Source organism: Enterobacter sp. R-25 (assembly GCF_049913205.1).
Taxonomy (GTDB): Bacteria; Pseudomonadota; Gammaproteobacteria; order Enterobacterales; family Enterobacteriaceae; genus Enterobacter; species Enterobacter ludwigii.
The window spans coordinates 4,063,047-4,080,686 of record NZ_CP183982.1; the positions used below are offsets into that span (position 1 = coordinate 4,063,047).

General features: G+C 54.6%; 23 protein-coding genes and 1 tRNA gene. 1 reads left to right on the forward strand and 23 read right to left on the reverse strand.

Annotation, left to right across the window (positions count from 1 at the left end; translation table 11 throughout):
• Positions 1 to 26: 26 nt before the first annotated feature.
• Positions 27 to 533: a G/U mismatch-specific DNA glycosylase gene (gene mug, locus ACN9MQ_RS19320; protein ID WP_025202984.1), complete on the reverse strand. Its 507-nt coding sequence runs from the start codon at positions 531 to 533 to the stop codon at positions 27 to 29.
• A 124-nt stretch (positions 534 to 657) separates the two neighbouring features.
• On the opposite strand from mug, the gene ACN9MQ_RS19325 reads away from it, so the two are divergent.
• Positions 658 to 733 (forward strand) — tRNA-Ile (locus tag ACN9MQ_RS19325).
• A gap of 82 nt (positions 734 to 815) precedes the next feature.
• Here ACN9MQ_RS19325 and ACN9MQ_RS19330 read toward each other — a convergent pair.
• The 22 genes from ACN9MQ_RS19330 to ACN9MQ_RS19435 form a co-directional block, all read right to left on the reverse strand.
• Entirely contained in the window at positions 816 to 1,016 is a 201-nt protein-coding gene (locus ACN9MQ_RS19330) for an ogr/Delta-like zinc finger family protein (RefSeq protein WP_025202983.1), read from the reverse strand.
• A 67-nt stretch (positions 1,017 to 1,083) separates the two neighbouring features.
• Positions 1,084 to 2,238: a phage late control D family protein gene (locus ACN9MQ_RS19335; protein ID WP_073396355.1), complete on the reverse strand. Its 1,155-nt coding sequence runs from the start codon at positions 2,236 to 2,238 to the stop codon at positions 1,084 to 1,086.
• Positions 2,235 to 2,699 (reverse strand): phage tail protein, encoded by a 465-nt coding sequence (locus ACN9MQ_RS19340; protein ID WP_014171677.1) that lies wholly within the window; start codon positions 2,697 to 2,699, stop codon positions 2,235 to 2,237. The genes ACN9MQ_RS19335 and ACN9MQ_RS19340 overlap by 4 nt, the downstream gene beginning before the upstream one ends.
• 11 nt (positions 2,700 to 2,710) lie before the next feature.
• Positions 2,711 to 5,158 carry a phage tail tape measure protein gene (locus tag ACN9MQ_RS19345; RefSeq protein WP_073396353.1) on the reverse strand — a complete coding sequence of 816 codons (2,448 nt, stop codon included), beginning with the start codon at positions 5,156 to 5,158 and terminating at the stop codon, positions 2,711 to 2,713.
• The gene (locus tag ACN9MQ_RS19350; RefSeq protein ID WP_014171679.1) at positions 5,151 to 5,270 is read right to left on the reverse strand and encodes a GpE family phage tail protein; all 120 of its coding nucleotides are present in this window, start codon (positions 5,268 to 5,270) and stop codon (positions 5,151 to 5,153) included. Before ACN9MQ_RS19350 ends, ACN9MQ_RS19345 begins: the two co-directional genes overlap by 8 nt.
• A gap of 32 nt (positions 5,271 to 5,302) precedes the next feature.
• The gene (locus tag ACN9MQ_RS19355; protein WP_014171680.1) at positions 5,303 to 5,611 is read right to left on the reverse strand and encodes a phage tail assembly protein; all 309 of its coding nucleotides are present in this window, start codon (positions 5,609 to 5,611) and stop codon (positions 5,303 to 5,305) included.
• A gap of 56 nt (positions 5,612 to 5,667) precedes the next feature.
• Positions 5,668 to 6,186 carry a phage major tail tube protein gene (locus ACN9MQ_RS19360; protein ID WP_014171681.1) on the reverse strand — a complete coding sequence of 173 codons (519 nt, stop codon included), beginning with the start codon at positions 6,184 to 6,186 and terminating at the stop codon, positions 5,668 to 5,670.
• A gap of 11 nt (positions 6,187 to 6,197) precedes the next feature.
• Positions 6,198 to 7,385, reverse strand: coding sequence for a phage tail sheath protein (locus ACN9MQ_RS19365; protein WP_020883610.1), 1,188 nt, complete (start codon positions 7,383 to 7,385; stop codon positions 6,198 to 6,200).
• Positions 7,386 to 7,698: 313 nt separating this feature from the next.
• Positions 7,699 to 8,130 carry a tail fiber assembly protein gene (locus ACN9MQ_RS19370; protein ID WP_049023877.1) on the reverse strand — a complete coding sequence of 144 codons (432 nt, stop codon included), beginning with the start codon at positions 8,128 to 8,130 and terminating at the stop codon, positions 7,699 to 7,701.
• Between the two features lies 1 nt (position 8,131).
• Positions 8,132 to 10,330 (reverse strand): phage tail protein, encoded by a 2,199-nt coding sequence (locus ACN9MQ_RS19375; RefSeq protein WP_083599659.1) that lies wholly within the window; start codon positions 10,328 to 10,330, stop codon positions 8,132 to 8,134.
• Between the two features lie 11 nt (positions 10,331 to 10,341).
• Positions 10,342 to 10,872, reverse strand: coding sequence for a phage tail protein I (locus tag ACN9MQ_RS19380; RefSeq protein WP_025202975.1), 531 nt, complete (start codon positions 10,870 to 10,872; stop codon positions 10,342 to 10,344).
• Positions 10,865 to 11,773 (reverse strand): baseplate assembly protein, encoded by a 909-nt coding sequence (locus tag ACN9MQ_RS19385; RefSeq protein WP_025202974.1) that lies wholly within the window; start codon positions 11,771 to 11,773, stop codon positions 10,865 to 10,867. Before ACN9MQ_RS19385 ends, ACN9MQ_RS19380 begins: the two co-directional genes overlap by 8 nt.
• Before the next feature lie 5 nt (positions 11,774 to 11,778).
• Positions 11,779 to 12,129, reverse strand: coding sequence for a GPW/gp25 family protein (locus ACN9MQ_RS19390; RefSeq protein WP_014171687.1), 351 nt, complete (start codon positions 12,127 to 12,129; stop codon positions 11,779 to 11,781).
• The gene (locus ACN9MQ_RS19395; protein ID WP_032678996.1) at positions 12,126 to 12,767 is read right to left on the reverse strand and encodes a phage baseplate assembly protein V; all 642 of its coding nucleotides are present in this window, start codon (positions 12,765 to 12,767) and stop codon (positions 12,126 to 12,128) included. Before ACN9MQ_RS19395 ends, ACN9MQ_RS19390 begins: the two co-directional genes overlap by 4 nt.
• 109 nt (positions 12,768 to 12,876) lie before the next feature.
• Positions 12,877 to 13,344, reverse strand: coding sequence for a phage tail protein (locus ACN9MQ_RS19400; protein WP_049023881.1), 468 nt, complete (start codon positions 13,342 to 13,344; stop codon positions 12,877 to 12,879).
• Complete coding sequence (lysC, locus tag ACN9MQ_RS19405) at positions 13,307 to 13,552, reverse strand: Rz1-like lysis system protein LysC (protein WP_072126476.1); 246 nt, start codon at positions 13,550 to 13,552, stop codon at positions 13,307 to 13,309. Before lysC ends, ACN9MQ_RS19400 begins: the two co-directional genes overlap by 38 nt.
• The gene (gene lysB / locus ACN9MQ_RS19410) at positions 13,452 to 13,865 is read right to left on the reverse strand and encodes an Rz-like lysis system protein LysB (protein ID WP_032670153.1); all 414 of its coding nucleotides are present in this window, start codon (positions 13,863 to 13,865) and stop codon (positions 13,452 to 13,454) included. Before lysB ends, lysC begins: the two co-directional genes overlap by 101 nt.
• The gene (locus tag ACN9MQ_RS19415) at positions 13,862 to 14,371 is read right to left on the reverse strand and encodes a lysozyme (protein WP_196355889.1); all 510 of its coding nucleotides are present in this window, start codon (positions 14,369 to 14,371) and stop codon (positions 13,862 to 13,864) included. Before ACN9MQ_RS19415 ends, lysB begins: the two co-directional genes overlap by 4 nt.
• Positions 14,355 to 14,576: an HP1 family phage holin gene (locus tag ACN9MQ_RS19420; RefSeq protein ID WP_014171693.1), complete on the reverse strand. Its 222-nt coding sequence runs from the start codon at positions 14,574 to 14,576 to the stop codon at positions 14,355 to 14,357. The genes ACN9MQ_RS19415 and ACN9MQ_RS19420 overlap by 17 nt, the downstream gene beginning before the upstream one ends.
• Positions 14,567 to 14,770: a tail protein X gene (locus tag ACN9MQ_RS19425; protein ID WP_020883600.1), complete on the reverse strand. Its 204-nt coding sequence runs from the start codon at positions 14,768 to 14,770 to the stop codon at positions 14,567 to 14,569. Before ACN9MQ_RS19425 ends, ACN9MQ_RS19420 begins: the two co-directional genes overlap by 10 nt.
• A 123-nt stretch (positions 14,771 to 14,893) precedes the next feature.
• Positions 14,894 to 15,334: a DinI-like family protein gene (locus tag ACN9MQ_RS19430; RefSeq protein WP_020883599.1), complete on the reverse strand. Its 441-nt coding sequence runs from the start codon at positions 15,332 to 15,334 to the stop codon at positions 14,894 to 14,896.
• 109 nt (positions 15,335 to 15,443) lie between these two features.
• A complete protein-coding gene (locus ACN9MQ_RS19435) occupies positions 15,444 to 17,639 on the reverse strand; it encodes a replication endonuclease (protein WP_063214099.1) in 2,196 nt (731 codons plus the stop codon).
• Position 17,640 lies beyond the last annotated feature (1 nt).

Here is a 17,640-nt window from a genome sequence, read left to right on the forward strand (position 1 = left end):
CCCCTCAGGGACAAGGAAACACCGCCCTACAGCCCACGCACAACCAGGGCCTCATCCAGTTCCCGATACGCCTCCACCAGCTTATCCAGCGTTGCCCTGTTAAGCCCGCTCGGGTTCGGCAGTACCCACACCTGCGTGACGCCAATGGTGATGGCCTGTTTGCCCCACTGCGCACCGCGCTGACTAAACGCCTGTTCGTAAGCCTGCTTGCCCAGGATGGCCAGCGCTGCCGGCTGATAATCTTCAATCTTCTTAATCAGCTCCCGCCCACCGCTGCGCAGTTCATGCAGGTTCACCTCACTCGCCTGTACCGTGGGCCGCTCGACCAGCATGGTAATCCCGCAGCGCGTATCCAGCAGGTGCTGCTCCTCTTCAGGCTTCAGTAGCCTGTCGGTAAACCCGGCCTGATAGATAACCTTCCAGAAGCGATTCCCCGGATGGGCAAAGTGAAAACCGGTGTGCGCCGAGGACTTCCCCGGGTTAATCCCGCAAAACACCACCCGCAAGCCCGGGGCCAGAATATCGTTGATCATCTCTACTCCCATTGATACATCTTTATGGAAGTATAAAGGATTGATTATGCATTGTTTATAAAAACAGCAGGCAGGTGTGAATGGCTGGATTGCTGAAGGGAGTTCCTCTATAATTCACCGCCACGGCCCCTTAGCTCAGTGGTTAGAGCAGGCGACTCATAATCGCTTGGTCGCTGGTTCAAGTCCAGCAGGGGCCACCAAATTCAGCTGTAGAATCAAATGATTAAGCCACTCGATTGAGTGGCTTTTTTATTGATTTTTTTTGAGCCGGTGGCGCAGTCGCTAACCGTGGGTCTGCGAAGCCGTTCGGACACGCTCAGCGGCGCCAGGTGTCGCAATCAGACGCTCCACGGACTCCATCGTCACGAACGTACAGCTGCAGTCCACATTGGTGCACTGGTGATAGCGCTCTTTGGTATTTTCACTTAAATAGCGACTGGTACGCGCATGCGCGGAATGCTTGCACTTAGGACAATGAAACATGTACCCCTCCACATAATTCACAATTTGTGAATTAATAATACCCAAAAAGAAACCAATAGCAAATACATTACTCATTTCCGATAGAAAATTTTTCATCGGCGACGTTCAGCTCAAGCTTAAGTTGCGTGGTAAATCCACTCTCGCTGAGAGTATGAACCACCTCGTTGATAATCCACGCCTGCTCGTCAATGACCCGTTTAAAGCCGTAGACCAGCACCGGCGTTTCGGGATACAGATCGGCGCGTCCCAGCGCCAGCTGGATAGAAAAATTCACGGTACCCCGCTGAAGCGCGCGCCACTTCGCCTCTGCAGCCCTGAGCGCCTGCTCTTCAGAGGCATAAACCGTGGTGAGCTCAAAAACGTTTTCCGCCGACCCCACCAGCCTCTCTTGCGGCTTCTCTGCCTTGCCTCCTGCTCCCGCTACCGGTGCAGCGGCATCCGGGTGCTGTAGTCCTTCTGTCGGCTGCCCCCCGGGCTGACGAGCAATACTCAATTGAGCATTTTGTTGTTTTGGGTCACGCGTTTGCAGCCATTTGGCCGTCACGCCGGAATAATTTTCACGGTCAGCGACGGAAAAAAGGTGCCGATCGCCATCCCCACGCTCAATCATCATTAAGGGAAGCGGTGTGCCACTGGCCGTCACGGCATGGCCCGCTTTCATAAAAATAACCTTCCCGGCTTTGATTGAAACAAATGCACCATTACGTTCGGCCAGGCGGGAGAGAAACGCCGCGTCAGTCTCCTGTGACTGATCGATATGAGAAATGGCGATGGATGCAAGTCCCGCCCCGACGCTGGCGGTAAACTGGTTACGCTGAGCAATGGTGTTGACTATCGCGCCGATCGTCGTGTCATGCCACGACTGTTCGCGCCGCACGTTGAGCTTCCCACGAAAATCTGCGCTGCATCCCCGGATGGTCAGCGTGTCCGGCGTGCCCCGGAATTCAATCGCATCTATCGTAAAGTCCCCTTTCGGCTGGAGCGGTGTTCCCTCCCATCCCAGCCATAAGGACAGTCTTGCCCCCCGGGCAGGCAGGTCTAACAACCCGTCGGAATCATCCAGTAGAATATCCAGCTGATCGGCTTCCAGCCCACGTTTGTCGGTCATGGTCAAACTGATAAGGCGATGGCTGAAATTTTGCGTGATATCGCGCTCGTCAAGCTTAAGCATAAAATCAGGGGCGATTTTCCCACCCGCCCGGATATTCATTTCGGTGATCATCCCACCAGCCCTCCAATGCTATTACGTGCGCTTTCTACCAGCTCTGAGGCCTGCGTTCTCAGGTCGCCAAACGTCGTCATCAGCGATTCATCCACGCGTTTCAGTACCAGGGTAAAATCAATTTTCCGGGCAGTGCCATCGCTGTAAAAATCCGAATGCGTATGCGTGACTTTCTCAATGATAAACATGCCGTGAATGATGCCGGTACCGTCTATCAACGGCCATGCCCGCCCTTCATTCGCCATCAGCTCAACCGCCTTGAGAGAAAGCCGCCCTCCCGTGAGCTCCGGGTAAAGTAATCCGGAAAGGTTAAAGGATGTCTCACCTTCGCCAAGGTACTGCCAGGCTTTGGGTTTCCCGATGCGTTCGTTGGATGCCCAGCGGTAGTCTTTTGTAAATACCATTGACTGATACGGTAAGGTTCGTCGTTCAAAGACAAACAGACCCAGCACCATTAACATTTTCTCTCTCCTTAACCATACATAAAGCTGGATTGCTGCCGTCTCGCTTTTTCCTGCTCACTGCTCTCTATAGCCTCCCGGATTTGACGTGTCAGATCCGTTCCGGAGACTGCGCTCCCCTGCAGCGTGAAGTTGTATTCACTTTTACTCTGATCGATGTAAGAACGCCCTCCCGCTGCTGCCATCGGCTGGTATCCCATGAAGCCGCTGTAAACAGGTGACGCCGGGTCCCAGGCACTGCCGGCGTCAGCAGAGGAGGTGCCTTCTTTCGGTACAGCCGAGTCGATATTGCCCGACTCTTTTTTTATGACGCCGAGTTTCTCCAGCAGCCAGCTGGCCTTGCCGCGCAGGCTGTTAAAGAGATTTAGCGGCGCCATTAGCGCATCTCCCAGCGCCTGACCGAACGCCACGCCGACATTTTTGCAGCTGTCGAGCGTTTCCTGCGTCGCCTTAATCGGCGCAATCAGATCGATGAACCACTGCCAGATCCCGCCCAGTTTTTCTGAAATGAAACCAAAGGCCTGTAACAGCGGAGAGAACAGCTCGCCCAGCGGCGCGAAGGCCGCAGAAAGCCCCTCAATCACCCCGCCAAAGAAGGCGCTAATGGGCTCCCAGTATTTAAGAATCAGTAAAGCGCCGGCGGCAATTGCCGCTCCGAGAGCAATAACGGGCCAGCTCAGGGCGCCCAGCACCGTCATGATGCTCCCCCCCACTACGCTGAATACCGTGCCCAGCATCCCGGCAGCGGTTATCACCAGATTCAGGCCTGACACAATGGGGGCGACCACCATACCTAGCGTGCCCAGGACACCAGCAAAGGCTTGTGCGCCCATAACCACGCTGACCAGGGCTTGCGTCAGTGCAGGGTTAGCGTTGATCCAGAGAGAGAGCGTACTAAGCCATCCGGTCGCGGTTGAGATCAGCGTGCGCAGGGCATCATCGGCCTTATCAAAGACATCAATCTTCAGGCCGTTTAATGCAGCCTGGAACTTGCTGATATCACCCTCGAGGTTATCGCCCTGAACCGAGGCTGTCAGCGCGGTGCTCCCCCTCGCGCCCTGGAGTGTCTGGCGCTTGTTATCCAGTGTTCCATTCCCAGCCGCTGAAACCAGTACACCTGCGCCTTGCATCGCATCCGCACCGAAAATGGCCTTCAGGTATTCAGTTTGTTGAGCCGCACCGATTTGGCTGTTTTCGAATGAGGCAGAGATCGCCTTGAGGATATTCTCTGTCGGCAGTGGATTACCCTCACCATCCCGGGTTTGCACCTTCAGTTCATTCAGCGCTGCAGAACGCTGCCCATCCGGCGTCTGCAGGCGGCTCAACATGGCGCTAACCTCTGCGCCGGCATCGGCACCTTTCATCCCCTTTTCCATCAGAATACCAAGCAGCGCGGTGGTCTCCTCAAGGCTGGCGCCGGCTTCTCCGGCGGCAGGTGCGGCGGATGCAATGGCGGTACTCAGTTCGGTGAGACTGGTATTGGACGCAGTGAAACCGCGGGTAAGGACATCTGCAACGCGTTCAACATCCGTATTCGCCAGGTTAAACGAGGCCTGCGTGCTGCGGATGATGTCGACCGCTTTCGCGGCATCAATATTCCCTGCGAGGCTGAGGTTGACCGTCGGCACAGTGGCGGCCACCACCCCGTCGGCGTCATAGCCTGATCGGGCCAACTCGCCCTGCGCCCGGGTGACAACATCTGTAGAGGTTCCTGTACTGACGCTGACATCCCGTGCCTGCTGACGAATGGCCTCCAGCCTGGTATCCCCCTTCTGCAGACCCAGGCTTGCCTGTATGGCAGACATCTGCTTTTCAAAACGGATGCCTGGGGCAATAAAGCGGGACGTCTGATTAAAGCCCGCCTTTGCCATTCCTGCGCTCGCATTAGCAAACTGCTGCACACCCGCGGCAACACGTTTGCCAGACTCGTAGCGGTTCTGGACGGTATTAAGCCGCTCCTGTTGCTGATTGACCCTGGCAAGCGCCTCTTTATGTCGATTTAGTTGTAGCGTTTTTTCGCTGATACCCTGTCTTAAACGACGCTCATCTGACGACAGCGTGCGCGTATTAATCCCTGCCTGCGCCAGCTCACCGCGCTGGCGCTGCACTGACTGGCGTAAATTGTTGTACTCAAGCTTAAGCGCGGCGGCAGATTGGCGGGCTGCCGCCAGCGCATCCGCCTGGTCACGGGTTGGGTTCTGGGTGTTTTTGAGCTGGAGCGCCAGCTCCGCGGTCTGCTGTTTCGCCCGGGCAAGAGATTGCCCCGTCACGGCGAGCTGTTCGTTGGCTTTTCTGAAGCCGTTAATGCGGCCCGCCTGTTCATCAAGCGCGCGCAACGCCGCCTCTGAATCGCGGATACTGGCCGCGAGAGAGAGACTGGCGTTCTGAATAGCGTTAAGCGGTCGGCTTGCCCGGTCGACTGCCTTAAGCAACTCCTGAAGTCTGACATTATTACTCATGGTAGTTTCCGCTTCGCTGCAGCGCCTTTTCGCGCCATATAAGGAGTTCGGTCATGCTCAGCGAGTACAGCTCTGACGGCGGCCAGTGAAAGATCACCGCGATATCCGCCATCAGATCATCGACCGACAGGTTTTCGGGAAATGTTAGCGAGCCGAAGCCGGTGACAAAAAACCGATCACCTTGCCCGCAAAAGAGAGCAGATCGGAAGCATCCAGACGCGCAATCTCATGCTCGGTCAGGGCCGGCGAGGTCATTCGCGGCAGCACTTTAATCAGCGCATCGACGTCAGATTGTGCCAGCGACGCCAGCGATACCCCACGCAGGGTCCCCGCGTTGGGTTTTGCGACGGTCACCTTTTCGATTTTTTGCTCGCCGCGCAGAACGGGGGTGTCGAGCGTAATGGTGTTCGGGTTTTCGCTTTCGTTAATGACGGTCTCGTTGATATTTTCCATTTCGTTACTCTTCAGAAAGTTAACTTACCGGCCGGCAGTCCCGGCCGGTTAAAGGTTTACAGGCCAATCGCCTTACGGTGTTCCGCCAGACGATCGACGCCGTCGACTTTCAGCACCATGTTGATGATGTCAATTTCGATGATCTCTTTGCCATCGATGGTCAGCTGGTAGTAAGCGCACTCGGTGGACATCTTGGTGGTGCCGCTCTCGCCCTGCTTGTTTTCACCACCATCAAACTCTTTATGACGGCCTCGCATGACGATTTCGACGGCGGAGATTTCGCCCGTGTCGTCACGCTGGAAGGAGCCGGTAAAGCGCAGAGGCACGCTGTCCGCGCCCGGAGAGGCATACTGTGCCCACAGCGCGACGTCCGGCAGACCGCCAATGGTCCACTCAAGCGCCAGGGCATCATCGTCCAGGCCGAGGTCGACAGAGACCGAGCCCGGCATACCGCCGCCGCGATACTTCTCCAGTTTGCGGGTGAGCTTCGGTAAGGTGACAGACTCAACAACGCCCATATAACTCAGGCCATCGTTGAACATGTTCAGATATTTAAGTTTGCGTGGTAACGCCATGCTTCAGCTCCTTAGCTGTTAACCGAATCGGACAGGTCTGCCAGATAGGTATCGGTGATGCGCTGGCGCAGGGTCAGGTTCTCCAGCGGCGGGACAGGGGTGTAGTCGTAATCGATGTACAATTTCCCCGCTTTCAGGGTCGATGCATCATTTGATTCCGGGTCATACCAGCAAGCGCCATCAACGATATAGCCGTTGGTTTTCAGCTCACGGAATTTGGCATTGATACCGGAAACGATGTCGCGGATGAGCGTTGGCGTAATGGGTTTATCCATTGCCCATGCGTGTGCTTCGGCCATGGTATCGGCCAACACCTGCGCGGTACGGGTGTAGTTTTCAAAGACGAAGAGCGGATCGTCTGAACAGGTACGGTTGCCCCAGAATTTGAAGCCGTCGTTACGAATAAGCGTGGTGACGCCGGCCTGGTTAAGCAGGTTCGCATCGGTCGCTTGTTCCTGCAGATCCCAGGACACGGAGGCGCTTACACCTGTGACACCGTTAACGCCGATGTTGGACAGGGTTTTGTGCCAGCCAATCGTCTGGTCGATTTTGGCGCGCAGGCCGAGAGCACGTGCAGTGGCCCAGGCGTGGGTCGTCGTGTTGGTGGTGGTATCCCACGCCAGAAAATCAGGGTGAATCACCATCAACTCGCGCTGACTGAAGTTTTTGCGGTAATCGATAGCGGCTGAAATGGTTTTACAACCCCATGCACTGACATAGCCAAACGCGCGCAGGCTCTGGCACATGGCGGCCAGCGCGGTCGCCACTTCCTGCGAATCCAGCCCCGGAACACCGAGAATACGTGGCTTAACGCCAGTGACCGTTTTCGCGGTAAGGAGCGCTTTCAGACCGGTATATTTACCGTTTTCATCGGTTGTACCGATGATATTAGAGATAGTCTCTTTCTGTGCTTCCTCAGCGGTATCAGCGGTGCCTTCAGCGACACGCACGACAACAACAACCGGTTTACACTGATCGGCAATCGCCTGCAGGGAAGCGGACAACGTCCCCATTTTCCCGGCTTTCGCAATCGCAGTTTGCACGTTGGTAATGAGCACAGGCTCGTTTAAAGGAAATGTCTTGTCGTCCGCATCGCTGGCCGTACAGACCATGCCGATGATTGCCGTCGAGACGGTGGAAATGGTGCGGGTGCCATCGTTGATTTCGATGACTTCCACGCCGTGATGATAGTCGCCCATCCGTTTAACTCCGTGGTGTAGTGGAGTCATCATTTTGTGGTGAGTTCGAAATATTAGAAATGAAATGCCGTTGGTGAAGTTACAGCACAACGCATAATGGCAGGACGTAGGTTTGCCAGAAAAAAATATTGACGGTAGCGTTTAAAAAAAGGCGAAATGCTTACTCAAAGCAATCATGAAGGTTTTTTATCTTATCTCGCGAAAAATGTAGATATGACAATGCCGGTTGCTGTCGGGGAAGGATAGAGTGTAATGATGGGTTAGTGTTTAGAAGAAAGAAAAAATGAAGCCCGCGACATACGCGGGCTTTGTGTTAATTGTTAGACGGAGCGTCAGGCCAGATAATATCTGGTGCGTTGTTGGTATCAATACGATTAAGCAATACCCGGTATTTCTTCCACTGCTGTAAAGAGAGAATTTCCGCTTCAGTCGCCATAGATAAATCAACGGCATCCTGAAGAGGTGAGATAGCTTGTGTCGCCAGAGACAATAACCTCGACTTCATTGACTGGGCATTATAAATATACTCTTCATGTGATGGCGGGGCAATTTCAACCCATTCCATGCAACTTTTATTAACATTGTAATGAGGAGTCATCCTGTCAGGTGATACCATGAAAGATTCGTATTCCTGTTCTGAGATCTCCTTCAAATCTGGAGGAACAGCAATACCTTGAGCTTCGTAAACCTGAATAGTGTCTTCAAGATAAAAGCTGCTATCTGAGTTACTAAAATATTTTTTCATCTCAATAGCCTGCCACAATTAATGAAAATGTACCGTTACAGTTATGCGTTTCTATTTTGACCTGATTTTTCCCAACAGGTGTGCAAAGATAAAATGAATCGGAATTATTACCACCGCTTCCAAAATAACTGACGCCAGTACCTAAAATACCATTAGGGAATGACGTTGGCAGGGTGACAGTCACAGCAGTGTTATTGCCGACTGCAATACTTCTAACTGCCTGCATAAAAACAGTGCCATTGCCATGGGTGTAATAAGCGCTATTGTTACCCGTCGTGGTTCTTCCCGTTCCATAACGAGCATCCGATTCAGCTTTGGTATAAGCCTGGCCAGCAGGTGTGTAGCTGCCTTTCGCCTGAAAACGTCCATCACTTTCGGTTTTTGTATACGCACTGGTTTTAGGCATATAACCGGCATCTGACTGCGCTTTCGTGTAATAGCGGGCGTCAAAATTGGCATAATCACCAGGCACAAATTGACCAATTGTTCTTAGTTGCTTGCTTGCCCCGGCATAAGAAATAACAAAATTACCGCCAGTTGAATCTTCATTAATACGAAACCCACTCCCATCAGCAACTATAAAATACTTTTTCCCAGTATCGGATTCAGAAAAAGTAATGATGGGCGCGTTATTATTAATCTCCAGATTCCCGCTAAGCCTCCCCCCAGCTAACTTGAGATATCGTTCATCGAAGTTGGCATAATCGCCTGGAATGATTCGCTCCTTCATCTCAAGGCGACCGTTGCGGGTATTGATGTACCCTGTAATACCCGCTTCTGGACCACCTGCTGAGGTTAAGGTGCAATAAAATCCAATCCCATACCACGATTTCAATAGCATATTGTTATCAGAAAAACTTGCTGCATCGCCCCCAGAAAAAATCCCGGTAGCACTTCGCACGTTCAGACCGCCATTAAAATTTACAGTTCTCTGAAATGCTCCGCCTTGTGATGCTGAAACAGCATCAACTTCACCAGCGGTTGGTTTATTTACAGCATCATACTGTTTAGTCCAGGCTGACCACGTTCCACTGTAGAGCGTGCGGATGTAAGCGCGAGAGTTGTTGTATATCCGATAAACCTGCGTAATACCCGCGTGTTTATAAACCTCAAGTGAACCGGCATTCGACTCTGGGTAATTCTTACCCGTTTGGGCCTGTGCATTCGCTGGCTGATAATATAGTCCCGGCATGGTGTAGGCATTCAAATCTTCAGCATTGCCAATCCCCACTGCCTGACCGTTAAAAATATCCTGTGCCGTAATATTGATATCGCTAGTCAATGCCCGCCCATTTACTTTACGCCCTGACGGCACGCGTCCATTAGCATTGTCATACGCAGCCTTCACCGCTTTCGGTGTCGCGGCCAGTGTCTCAGATACATTGTCAATGGCGCTGCTGAGCTGGACGATACCTTTTTGTGCCGTGCTGGCATCCTGAGCCGTATATTTCCCTTTGGCCAGGTCATAGGTGGCCTTTACCGCTTTAGGCGTTGCGGCCAGCACCTCAGACACGCTGTCGATCGCACTACTGAGCTGGACGATACCCTTTTGTGCCGTGCTGGCATCCTGAGCTGTATATTTCCCTTTAGCCAGGTCATACGCGACCTTCACCGCTTTTGGCGTCGCGGCAACGACTTCAGAGACACTGTCGATCGCACTATTGAGCTGAGTAAAACCTTTTGCCGTCAGAGAGGCATCAGGATGGCGTCGGGACTGCTCGTGCTCGGTAAGTTTGTCGTCGACGTAATCCTGCGTCGCCATCACCGTTGAGGTGTCAATCGTCAACTCGACGGAGGCGATATCACTCACCATGATGACCATACGCACAGTCTGCGCACGTCCAGATCCTTCAGCGAGTGCAGGTTTGTAACTTTCAGCCATATTGCCGACAGCAATCAGCGTCCCGGTATCATCATAGAGCCCCATTTCACGCATCCAGAACCCGCCGATCTCCGGAGGGATCAGCAGCTCCGCCACGACATAATTTTTATTCTTTTTGTCCTGGCTGATTTTGTTCAGCGCATGACGCCAGACCTCATTGATGAGTTTCGTCTGGCTGGCATTTGGCGTCGGGAGTTGCCCGCCGCCATCACCCACCGCCATCGCCGTAAAATTCACTTTCTTCCCGTTCGGGACGGTTGCGGCAGCCAGTTTTTCGGCGCCGGCTTTGGTGATAACCGTTTTATACTTCACTGTCATTGTGCTCTCACTTATCCGGGGTAAACCGTGATGATGTCGCCGTCATAGCTCAGGGCACCGGTATAGAGATAGCCCGGAACATCCTGAATGATATTGAGGCCGATAAGATGTCGGCTGGCAGGCTTTGCATCAGCAATAAGCCGCTCCATTTCGTAATACATTTCTTCTGTGATGCCGGTTTCCAGCACGCCAATGTCCAGGCGAAACGTGCCTGCCGGGTCGTTGGTTTGCCACCACTCCGTCACGTTGATCAGATAGCCAAGTGGCTCCACCACGCGGCGTACTGCGCCGATCGTTCCTTTGTGTGCATGGATAAACCATGCATTGCGGATAACATCGCGCTTGGTGGCCTCAGGCCAGTTTTCATCCCAGCGATCAACCGAAAACGCCCACGCCAGCCAGGGCAACAGATTTGCCGGACAGCTGTCGGCATTCCAGAGGTGACGAAGCGGGACGGGGGTATTCTCAATGTCGGCACAGGCGCGCGCCGCCGCGACCTCAAGCGGCGACGACCCCACCGGTAACAATCGGGCATTACTCATCGTTTCCCCCAACGGTTACGCTGTACTGGCTGCACCATGAGGCCTGGGTTTCATCAAGCACAATATCGGCCGCAGGCGCGGTCAGTTCGACGCGTTGTACACCCTCAACATGCAGTGCAGCGTAAATGGCGGACTTACGAATATCCCGCCCGAGCCGGTGCTGTGCCGTTATATAGGCCTGCAGCCGGGCCCTTGCCGCATTGAGCACTGGCTCGCTTTCGGGACCTGGGAAGAGAAAAAGAGAAGCCGCAATGTTGTAGTCGACAATGCTGGCGGACTGGACGGTCACACGATCGGCAACGGGCCTGACGTCCTCATCGTTCAGCGCGTTGCGCACAATGGCCAGCAGCTCTTCAGACGCCACGCCGTTATTCTCCCGAGACAGCACGGAGACGGTAACGTTCGCAGGCTGAGGACTGATGACAGAGATGTCCGCCACCCGGCCATCCGCGCTGCGGCCATGGAACTGATAAGCCCCCGTCGATCCCGCCACGCTCAGCCCTTCCGGGGCTTGCTGGATGCGCAAACGAAAGTCGGTGTCAGACTCCATCACAGCCGGCGTGGGCGGAAACGTCGTGTCGTCGGCAGGCGTTATCACCAGACGCGCAAGGTTAGCGTTAGCACCAAGCTGGTCGAGATCGCTACCGGTGGCGTAGGCCAGCATGACCGCACGCGCGGCCTCGTTAACGCGCTGGCGCCAGATAACTTCCCGATACGCATTTTCCTGCAGCAGTTTCACAATCGGTTCTGACTCAAGCGTCAGCGTTCGTGCAATTGCCTCCTGCTCTTCTTCGGGATAGAGCGAGACAAAAGTGGCCTTTCGTTCTGCCAGCAGCGTTTCGTAATCCACCTCCTCCACGACATCCGGCGCGGCGAGCTGGCTCAGATCAACAATAGCCATAGCGTTTAACTCAATGAAATAGTGATAGAAAAGGAATGTCCGGAGGTCTGGCGGGTGCCGGTGAGATCGACATACAGCGTCCCGTCATTCTCCGAACGTTCGAAAGTGATGGCCGTCAGGCTGATCCGCGGCTCCCATTTCTGGATAGCGGAGTAACATGCGGCCATGATTTGCAGGCGCAGCGCCGGACTCTGCGGCCTGTCGATCATTGCCGCCAGCAGTGAACCGTACTCGCGGCGCATCACCCGCGAGCCAATCGGCGTGACCAGAATGTCCCGCACGCTTTGTCTGATATGTTCAGCCTCTGAAATGCTGAGCCCGGTCTGACTGTTCATTCCCCTGTAGCGCACCGTCATTGCGTCCCCTTAGTCCAGCTTCCGCCGCTTTGCACACTGCCGTGAGCATGGTTGTCCACCTGCACCCCATTGGAGGTGAATTTACCGCCGGAATGCTCAATATTGCCGGCCATTACCCCGCCCTTCTGCACTTCAAGAGAGGCGGTAATTAGCTTGTTGGTACACACCACCTCAGGTGTATCCAGGGTGATGCGCGTCTCAGACTTCACCAGGACCACCGGTACGGTGGCGGTGAGTGATTCAGAGGCTGTGATGTCAGCCGTTTTAATGCCTGCGGCCATGAGTGCTCCGCTCCCGGGCTCGTACTCGATAACCGCCCCATCAGGGAACGAGACGTGGAGTGCGTCAGGGGAACCTGAGGGCGCCGGGTGGTCATCGGAAAAGATACCTGGCAGCACGAAGGCGGTATCAAGCTCACCGCCGATGGCCAGCAGCAGCACTTGTTCTCCCTCGGACGGTGCCCACCACACGCGCGAACGGCCGGCGCGACAGGTCAGCCAGTTCAGCCAGGTGGTTTTCATCCCTCCGGACTGGACGCGGCAGAGCCCTCTGTTGAGGTCAACATCGGTGACAACACCGATACGAATCAGGTTACGGATCGCGCGAGCGATACCGTGCATGGAAGTGAGTGTATTCATGAGAAGAGAATGCCCTTCAGGGGGATCGGCAGCAACGAGACGGGGTTTTATGCGGGATGAAACAACAATCGTTCACGCTGATGGCTGGACAGCCATCAGCGCGGTGAACTTACGCTTTCCACTGACTGACCAGTTCACCGTTGATGTACAGCTCCAGCGGACGTGTGACGGGCTCTGGCAACGGCGGCTCCGGGGAATAGGTGGCATGCAACGTTCCCTGCTCCTGCGAAACAAGAATGCGCTCGGTGAGCTGCAGGCTAAAGCTGATATTCACCGTACCATCGTCGTTGAAGGTGACGCCAAAGAGAAACCCGTTTTTTCGCCCGTCATCGAGGGTAAAAATATCTGGCTGGTTTTCACGCAGCCAGTCGAGTACCGGGACGAAGACCCCCTCGCTGTCGCCGGCGAAGCTACTGATATTCGCTTTCAGTTCATACTTTTTTTCAAAGGAGAGCGAGGATGCGAGGCGGGCGTCAATATTTCCGCTCCCCACCGACATCTGCAGATGATCAGGGTGAGCGTTCAGTTGAGGAACGGCGTCAATTAATGCCTGACGCAGGCTGTTGAGTTTGTGCATCGAGTTTATCCTGACAGTCTTTTATGGTTTCGACCTGCAGCGCGCAGGCGATAAGGGCATGCTCAAGCCGACGAATATCAGCACTGAGATCGCCGTTGGTGATGGGCTCACTTCCCGGCATCGGACAGGCGCTCACCTTCGGGCAGGCGTTGTAAACAATGTGCTGCGGAGGCGCAGGCGGCGCGGGTGTGCAACCTGCGCACAGCATCAGGCAGCTGAGCGTTATACCAGCGGCGTAACTCTTCATTTTCATTTACCCATTTCCCGATAGCCGCTTCGCGTCGTGCCATCTCCTCGCCGACGGCAGCAAGATCCTCGCGGAGCCTGACTTGCGCATCTTCGTTCGACCTGGCAATCCGCTGTGCTTCGGATAACTGCTGAAGCAGCGTGTTGATTGTGTTTTTTTGATCGCGGGCGATCTGGTTGGCTTTAGCAAGAGAGCGGGACAGGTTCACGTTGTCATGACGAAACCACAGCGTGATGGCCAGCAGAACGGCCAGTACCAGCAGAAGAGGTTTCATGGCTTCCCCTTCAGGCACCAGGCCTTCTCACGAGCTCGACGGTTTTCCAGTCCAGCATTTTTGACCCCATTGACGTACACCCAGCGGGTAAGCTGATTGCACGCCTGCGGCCACTGTTTACGCTTAATGAATGACACCAGCGTGGAACGGCAGGCAGCCCCTGTTCCAACGTTAAAGGCAAAACTCACCAGCGCATCATAGACACGGGGCGGCATCTCCACCGGTGCGCATACCGCCAGCCGTCTTTCAACGTTCATCACGTCGGCAACAAGGTTCGCTGCCGCCTCACGCTCTGTAATTTCCCGTCCCGGCAGGACGCCTGACGTATGGCCAATGCCTGATGTCCATACGCCCGCACTGCAACGATAAGGCGACAGGCGACACCCTTCGAGATCAGCAATGAGCGCCAACCCCTCCGGTGAGGTGATCAGTAACCGGAAGTCAGGCATCAGCACCGCCAGGGCGAGTACGCCCGCGGCGCTGCAACGCTTAATGATTGAGTTCACGAATACTCTTCTTATCGAGTCCAAGAGAGGTCAGATAGCGATAGGTTTTCCGCTTAAACCAGTAATTCGTCAGCGCGGTAAAAATGGCGCAGAGGCTTCCCACGTATAGCGCGACTTTTTCAGGAGACATCGCCCCGAACCAGGCCAGCGCTACGGCCAGCCAGTAGGCGATAAACGTGGTGATTTTCTCAAGACTCAGTCCCATAGGTTCACTGATTCTTTAGTCGGTGCGCTATCAACCTCTGGCATGTCTATCGGCGTGCCATGAGGTAAGATGACCCCCAACTCCGCGAGGCCAGAATTGGCGTTCAGAACGGTTTCGACCACCCCTGCCGTGCGCCCATAATAACGGGCACAGATGGCATCAAGCGTGTCCCCCTGCATTGCATAGATTTTCATCAGACGCTCCCAACATCCGGATTTCCAGGTACCGTTGAGTTTCCAGCGCTGGCGCCCTTTTTGCTATCGCTACAGGATGGACAATCGCGGACACAACAGACTGCCCGCGAGATGGCAGAGGGCCTAGCGCCAGCTCTCGTCTTCCCAGACTTCCCGGAGGATATTGTCCAGCGCTTCGCGATCGGCCTCTCTTTCAATCCCCTGCAACTCCACGCCGGTCATGGATCCTTTTTTGACGGTAACCAGCGTTGACGGAAACACGGATCTTATCCTGCGGGTTAATTCGTCCTGAAACGCCTCCACGACGGACGGACCAATAAGCTGATCCTTATCCAGGGTAATGTTCACCCGCACGCTGGCCTCTTTTTTGATTCTGTCCGGAACGGGTGATGCCGAGAAAACCACGGTAAACGCGTTGTTCCTGATTAAATTTCCTCTCGCAATCTCAGCGATCAAATTCAGGGCAATTTCACGATCTCTTTCCTGACACGTTCCTTCTGTCGTCAGCCGCGCAATCATCTCGACGCGTTCAATCATGACTTGCTCGTTCAACTCTCTGTCCACACAACCTCCACCACGAGACACTGTATAAACATACAGTAGCATGTATTCATAAAAAGAGTGAAGCAAAAAATCAGAACCATGCGAGGTATGTACATGATATCGATGAAGATTAGCGAATCCCTTTGCTTATCAGATGCGTTAAATACCTCATACGTTCAAGGATTTTCCGGGCCTTTTGCTGATAAGACGGTGCCGCAGGAAATAGCGATCCGTCAGCAGATCCCCGGCACCATTTGTCGTTAAAACGGCTAATGCCCCCCGCCATAAGATGCAGGGCTTCCCCCCGGCTGATCGTTATTCCGGTGGCGAGCCGTATCTCATCAATCACTCTCTCTGCCACTCCGTTCTGCGGATCCTTGTCATAGACAAAGGGAGTCTTTGCAACCGGTCTGGGGAGGGTTATGCGTGCGGCTAACGCGCGTCTCGCACGCCGGCTGAGGGGTTGAGAGACGTCGCTCACCGTACAGTTATTGACAGAACTCCAAGAGCGCGCAGCGGTGCCGTTAAGGTCAACGGCCAAATCAACGGCACGCTTCGGCACAATTTTCCACTGCGTGAGCCGGGTCAAAATCGGCGAGCCCGGGCCGAGTGCGGCGTCGTAAACGCCGCGAATACAGACTCGTTCTTCGCCGTACTGATTGTATTCGGCACGGGGCTCATACAGCGTGCGCACCTGCAACGCATCCCGACGGACAAACGGTCCTCCCTGTGCATTGACGTATCCTGCCCAGTCTCCGGCGTCCGCGGCGTCATGCGCTGCCGCAAATTCTACGCTCAGACCGTGCGCGGCCTGCATATCAGTCAAACGGCGCAGCTCACGGTAGACGGTCACCGGTGCACCGCCGATAAACTGAAACTGACGGATATGCCAGCGCGCCGCCCAGGCCGAAACAGCAGATGCAGTCACTTTAAGCAATTCGCCGCTTTCGTTATCAGTCTCGCCATCAAGGGCATAGCCGTCGATATTCTTGGAGATGTATTTAGCGATATAACCGGTGGCGCTGCCCTTCTGCGGGTCTATAGCTTCAGCGTGAAAGCGAGCTTTTCTGGCGTTATCGCTTTGCAGTTCAAAAGCGTCTTCCTCCTGTGTGTATTCCTCCATAATGCGGCGAACGCGCTCAACGTTTTCGGGCAGCATGAACATCAGCATGTGCCAGTGAGGCGTACCGTCATGGTGGGGTTCAGCAACGCGGATGCCAAACAGACGAATCGCCTGCCGGTGGAGTTTTGCCCGGATCCGCGCCCACAGTTTTGTCAGGTAGCTTTGTGTATCCGCAGGGCTCGCCCCGTTCCATTTGCCGTTACGATAGCCGGTGTTCAGGGTGGCGTGATATTTCGACGGCGCGGTTAAGGTATAAAACTCGCCCACATAGCCAAGCTCATGGCAGATATTTTCAAACCCGCGGATGCGGGTCATCAGTTCGCAGCGACGTATCGCGGGATTGGCCACCGAGCCATCGTGCCTGGCAATCAGGCTTATACGGTTGCCCTCTTCATCCTCCAGTTCCAGACCTTTAAGAAATTCACGCGTGCGCCGCTTCTGTTCACGCCAGTCAGTGATGCAGCGTTTACTCGCATAGGCAGACTTCTTTTTGCTGACGTTTCCAAGTGCAATCTGCACATGCTCACGCCAGGCGGCCGCCATGCGACGCAGTCGTCCACGCCACCAGTCTTCGGAAAACATGCGGATCACCGCTGGCGCAATGTCCTCTTTGTTAAAGAGTATCTTCGACACGCGCTCCCAGTGAGGAGGCAGTACATTGAACTGGCGGGTGATTAATCCAGCGCGCTGATACCAGACATGAAGGGTTTGAAATTCGCCGAGGCCAGCGTCATTGATATTCGCCAGCTCGGAACGAATAAAGCCAGCGATGTCAGCGGCCAGCAAATCAATATCGGCGCGGGACATATCCGGGAGACGGTTGAAGCGGGCAATCAGCGTAACCATCCGCGATGCAAGATATTGCGAAAGCGGCGTGTCGAAGTGCCCACCAAAAACGGCGGTGGAGACGTTACGGTCAACACCTGAACAGGCATACCGTGCAGAGACCTGCTGCAGACGTGGTAATACCCTGTTGCAGAACCGAATCAAAAAGGCATTGGCTCGCAGGCTGCCCTGATGGAGTTCAAGAGCATCAACCGTGCGCCAGACGTCAAAACGCACGCAGTCAGGCTGCAGAGCGAGCGCTTTTCTGGCTTGCAGCAGCGCCGCGAACAGACGGTCGCGACGCTGTAATTGGGGGTGAGTCAGGTAGGGGCTGGCAATAGCCGATCGGGGTTCATTCCACGGATAAGCAAATGACATC

Bases quoted from the DNA above. Each gene is read 5' to 3' on its own strand.
- ACN9MQ_RS19350 (WP_014171679.1), bottom strand. From the start codon at position 5,270: ATGGCGGATATCGCGGTGATCTTTCACTGGCCGCCGTCAGAGCTGTAC.
- ACN9MQ_RS19435 (WP_063214099.1), bottom strand. From the start codon at position 17,639: ATGTCATTTGCTTATCCGTGGAATGAACCCCGATCGGCTATTGCCAGC.
- ACN9MQ_RS19335 (WP_073396355.1), bottom strand. From the start codon at position 2,238: ATGATCACCGAAATGAATATCCGGGCGGGTGGGAAAATCGCCCCTGAT.
- mug (WP_025202984.1), bottom strand. From the start codon at position 533: ATGATCAACGATATTCTGGCCCCGGGCTTGCGGGTGGTGTTTTGCGGG.
- ACN9MQ_RS19345 (WP_073396353.1), bottom strand. From the start codon at position 5,158: ATGAGTAATAATGTCAGACTTCAGGAGTTGCTTAAGGCAGTCGACCGG.
- ACN9MQ_RS19395 (WP_032678996.1), bottom strand. From the start codon at position 12,767: ATGAATACACTCACTTCCATGCACGGTATCGCTCGCGCGATCCGTAAC.
- ACN9MQ_RS19380 (WP_025202975.1), bottom strand. From the start codon at position 10,872: ATGAGTAATGCCCGATTGTTACCGGTGGGGTCGTCGCCGCTTGAGGTC.
- ACN9MQ_RS19420 (WP_014171693.1), bottom strand. From the start codon at position 14,576: ATGGGACTGAGTCTTGAGAAAATCACCACGTTTATCGCCTACTGGCTG.
- ACN9MQ_RS19340 (WP_014171677.1), bottom strand. From the start codon at position 2,699: ATGTTAATGGTGCTGGGTCTGTTTGTCTTTGAACGACGAACCTTACCG.
- ACN9MQ_RS19390 (WP_014171687.1), bottom strand. From the start codon at position 12,129: ATGACGGTGCGCTACAGGGGAATGAACAGTCAGACCGGGCTCAGCATT.
- ACN9MQ_RS19330 (WP_025202983.1), bottom strand. From the start codon at position 1,016: ATGTTTCATTGTCCTAAGTGCAAGCATTCCGCGCATGCGCGTACCAGT.
- lysC (WP_072126476.1), bottom strand. From the start codon at position 13,552: ATGCTGTGCGCAGGTTGCACACCCGCGCCGCCTGCGCCTCCGCAGCAC.
- ACN9MQ_RS19360 (WP_014171681.1), bottom strand. From the start codon at position 6,186: ATGGCGTTACCACGCAAACTTAAATATCTGAACATGTTCAACGATGGC.
- ACN9MQ_RS19370 (WP_049023877.1), bottom strand. From the start codon at position 8,130: ATGAAAAAATATTTTAGTAACTCAGATAGCAGCTTTTATCTTGAAGAC.
- ACN9MQ_RS19355 (WP_014171680.1), bottom strand. From the start codon at position 5,611: ATGGAAAATATCAACGAGACCGTCATTAACGAAAGCGAAAACCCGAAC.
- ACN9MQ_RS19365 (WP_020883610.1), bottom strand. From the start codon at position 7,385: ATGGGCGACTATCATCACGGCGTGGAAGTCATCGAAATCAACGATGGC.
- ACN9MQ_RS19375 (WP_083599659.1), bottom strand. From the start codon at position 10,330: ATGACAGTGAAGTATAAAACGGTTATCACCAAAGCCGGCGCCGAAAAA.
- ACN9MQ_RS19400 (WP_049023881.1), bottom strand. From the start codon at position 13,344: ATGCACAAACTCAACAGCCTGCGTCAGGCATTAATTGACGCCGTTCCT.
- ACN9MQ_RS19385 (WP_025202974.1), bottom strand. From the start codon at position 11,773: ATGGCTATTGTTGATCTGAGCCAGCTCGCCGCGCCGGATGTCGTGGAG.
- lysB (WP_032670153.1), bottom strand. From the start codon at position 13,865: ATGAAACCTCTTCTGCTGGTACTGGCCGTTCTGCTGGCCATCACGCTG.
- ACN9MQ_RS19425 (WP_020883600.1), bottom strand. From the start codon at position 14,770: ATGAAAATCTATGCAATGCAGGGGGACACGCTTGATGCCATCTGTGCC.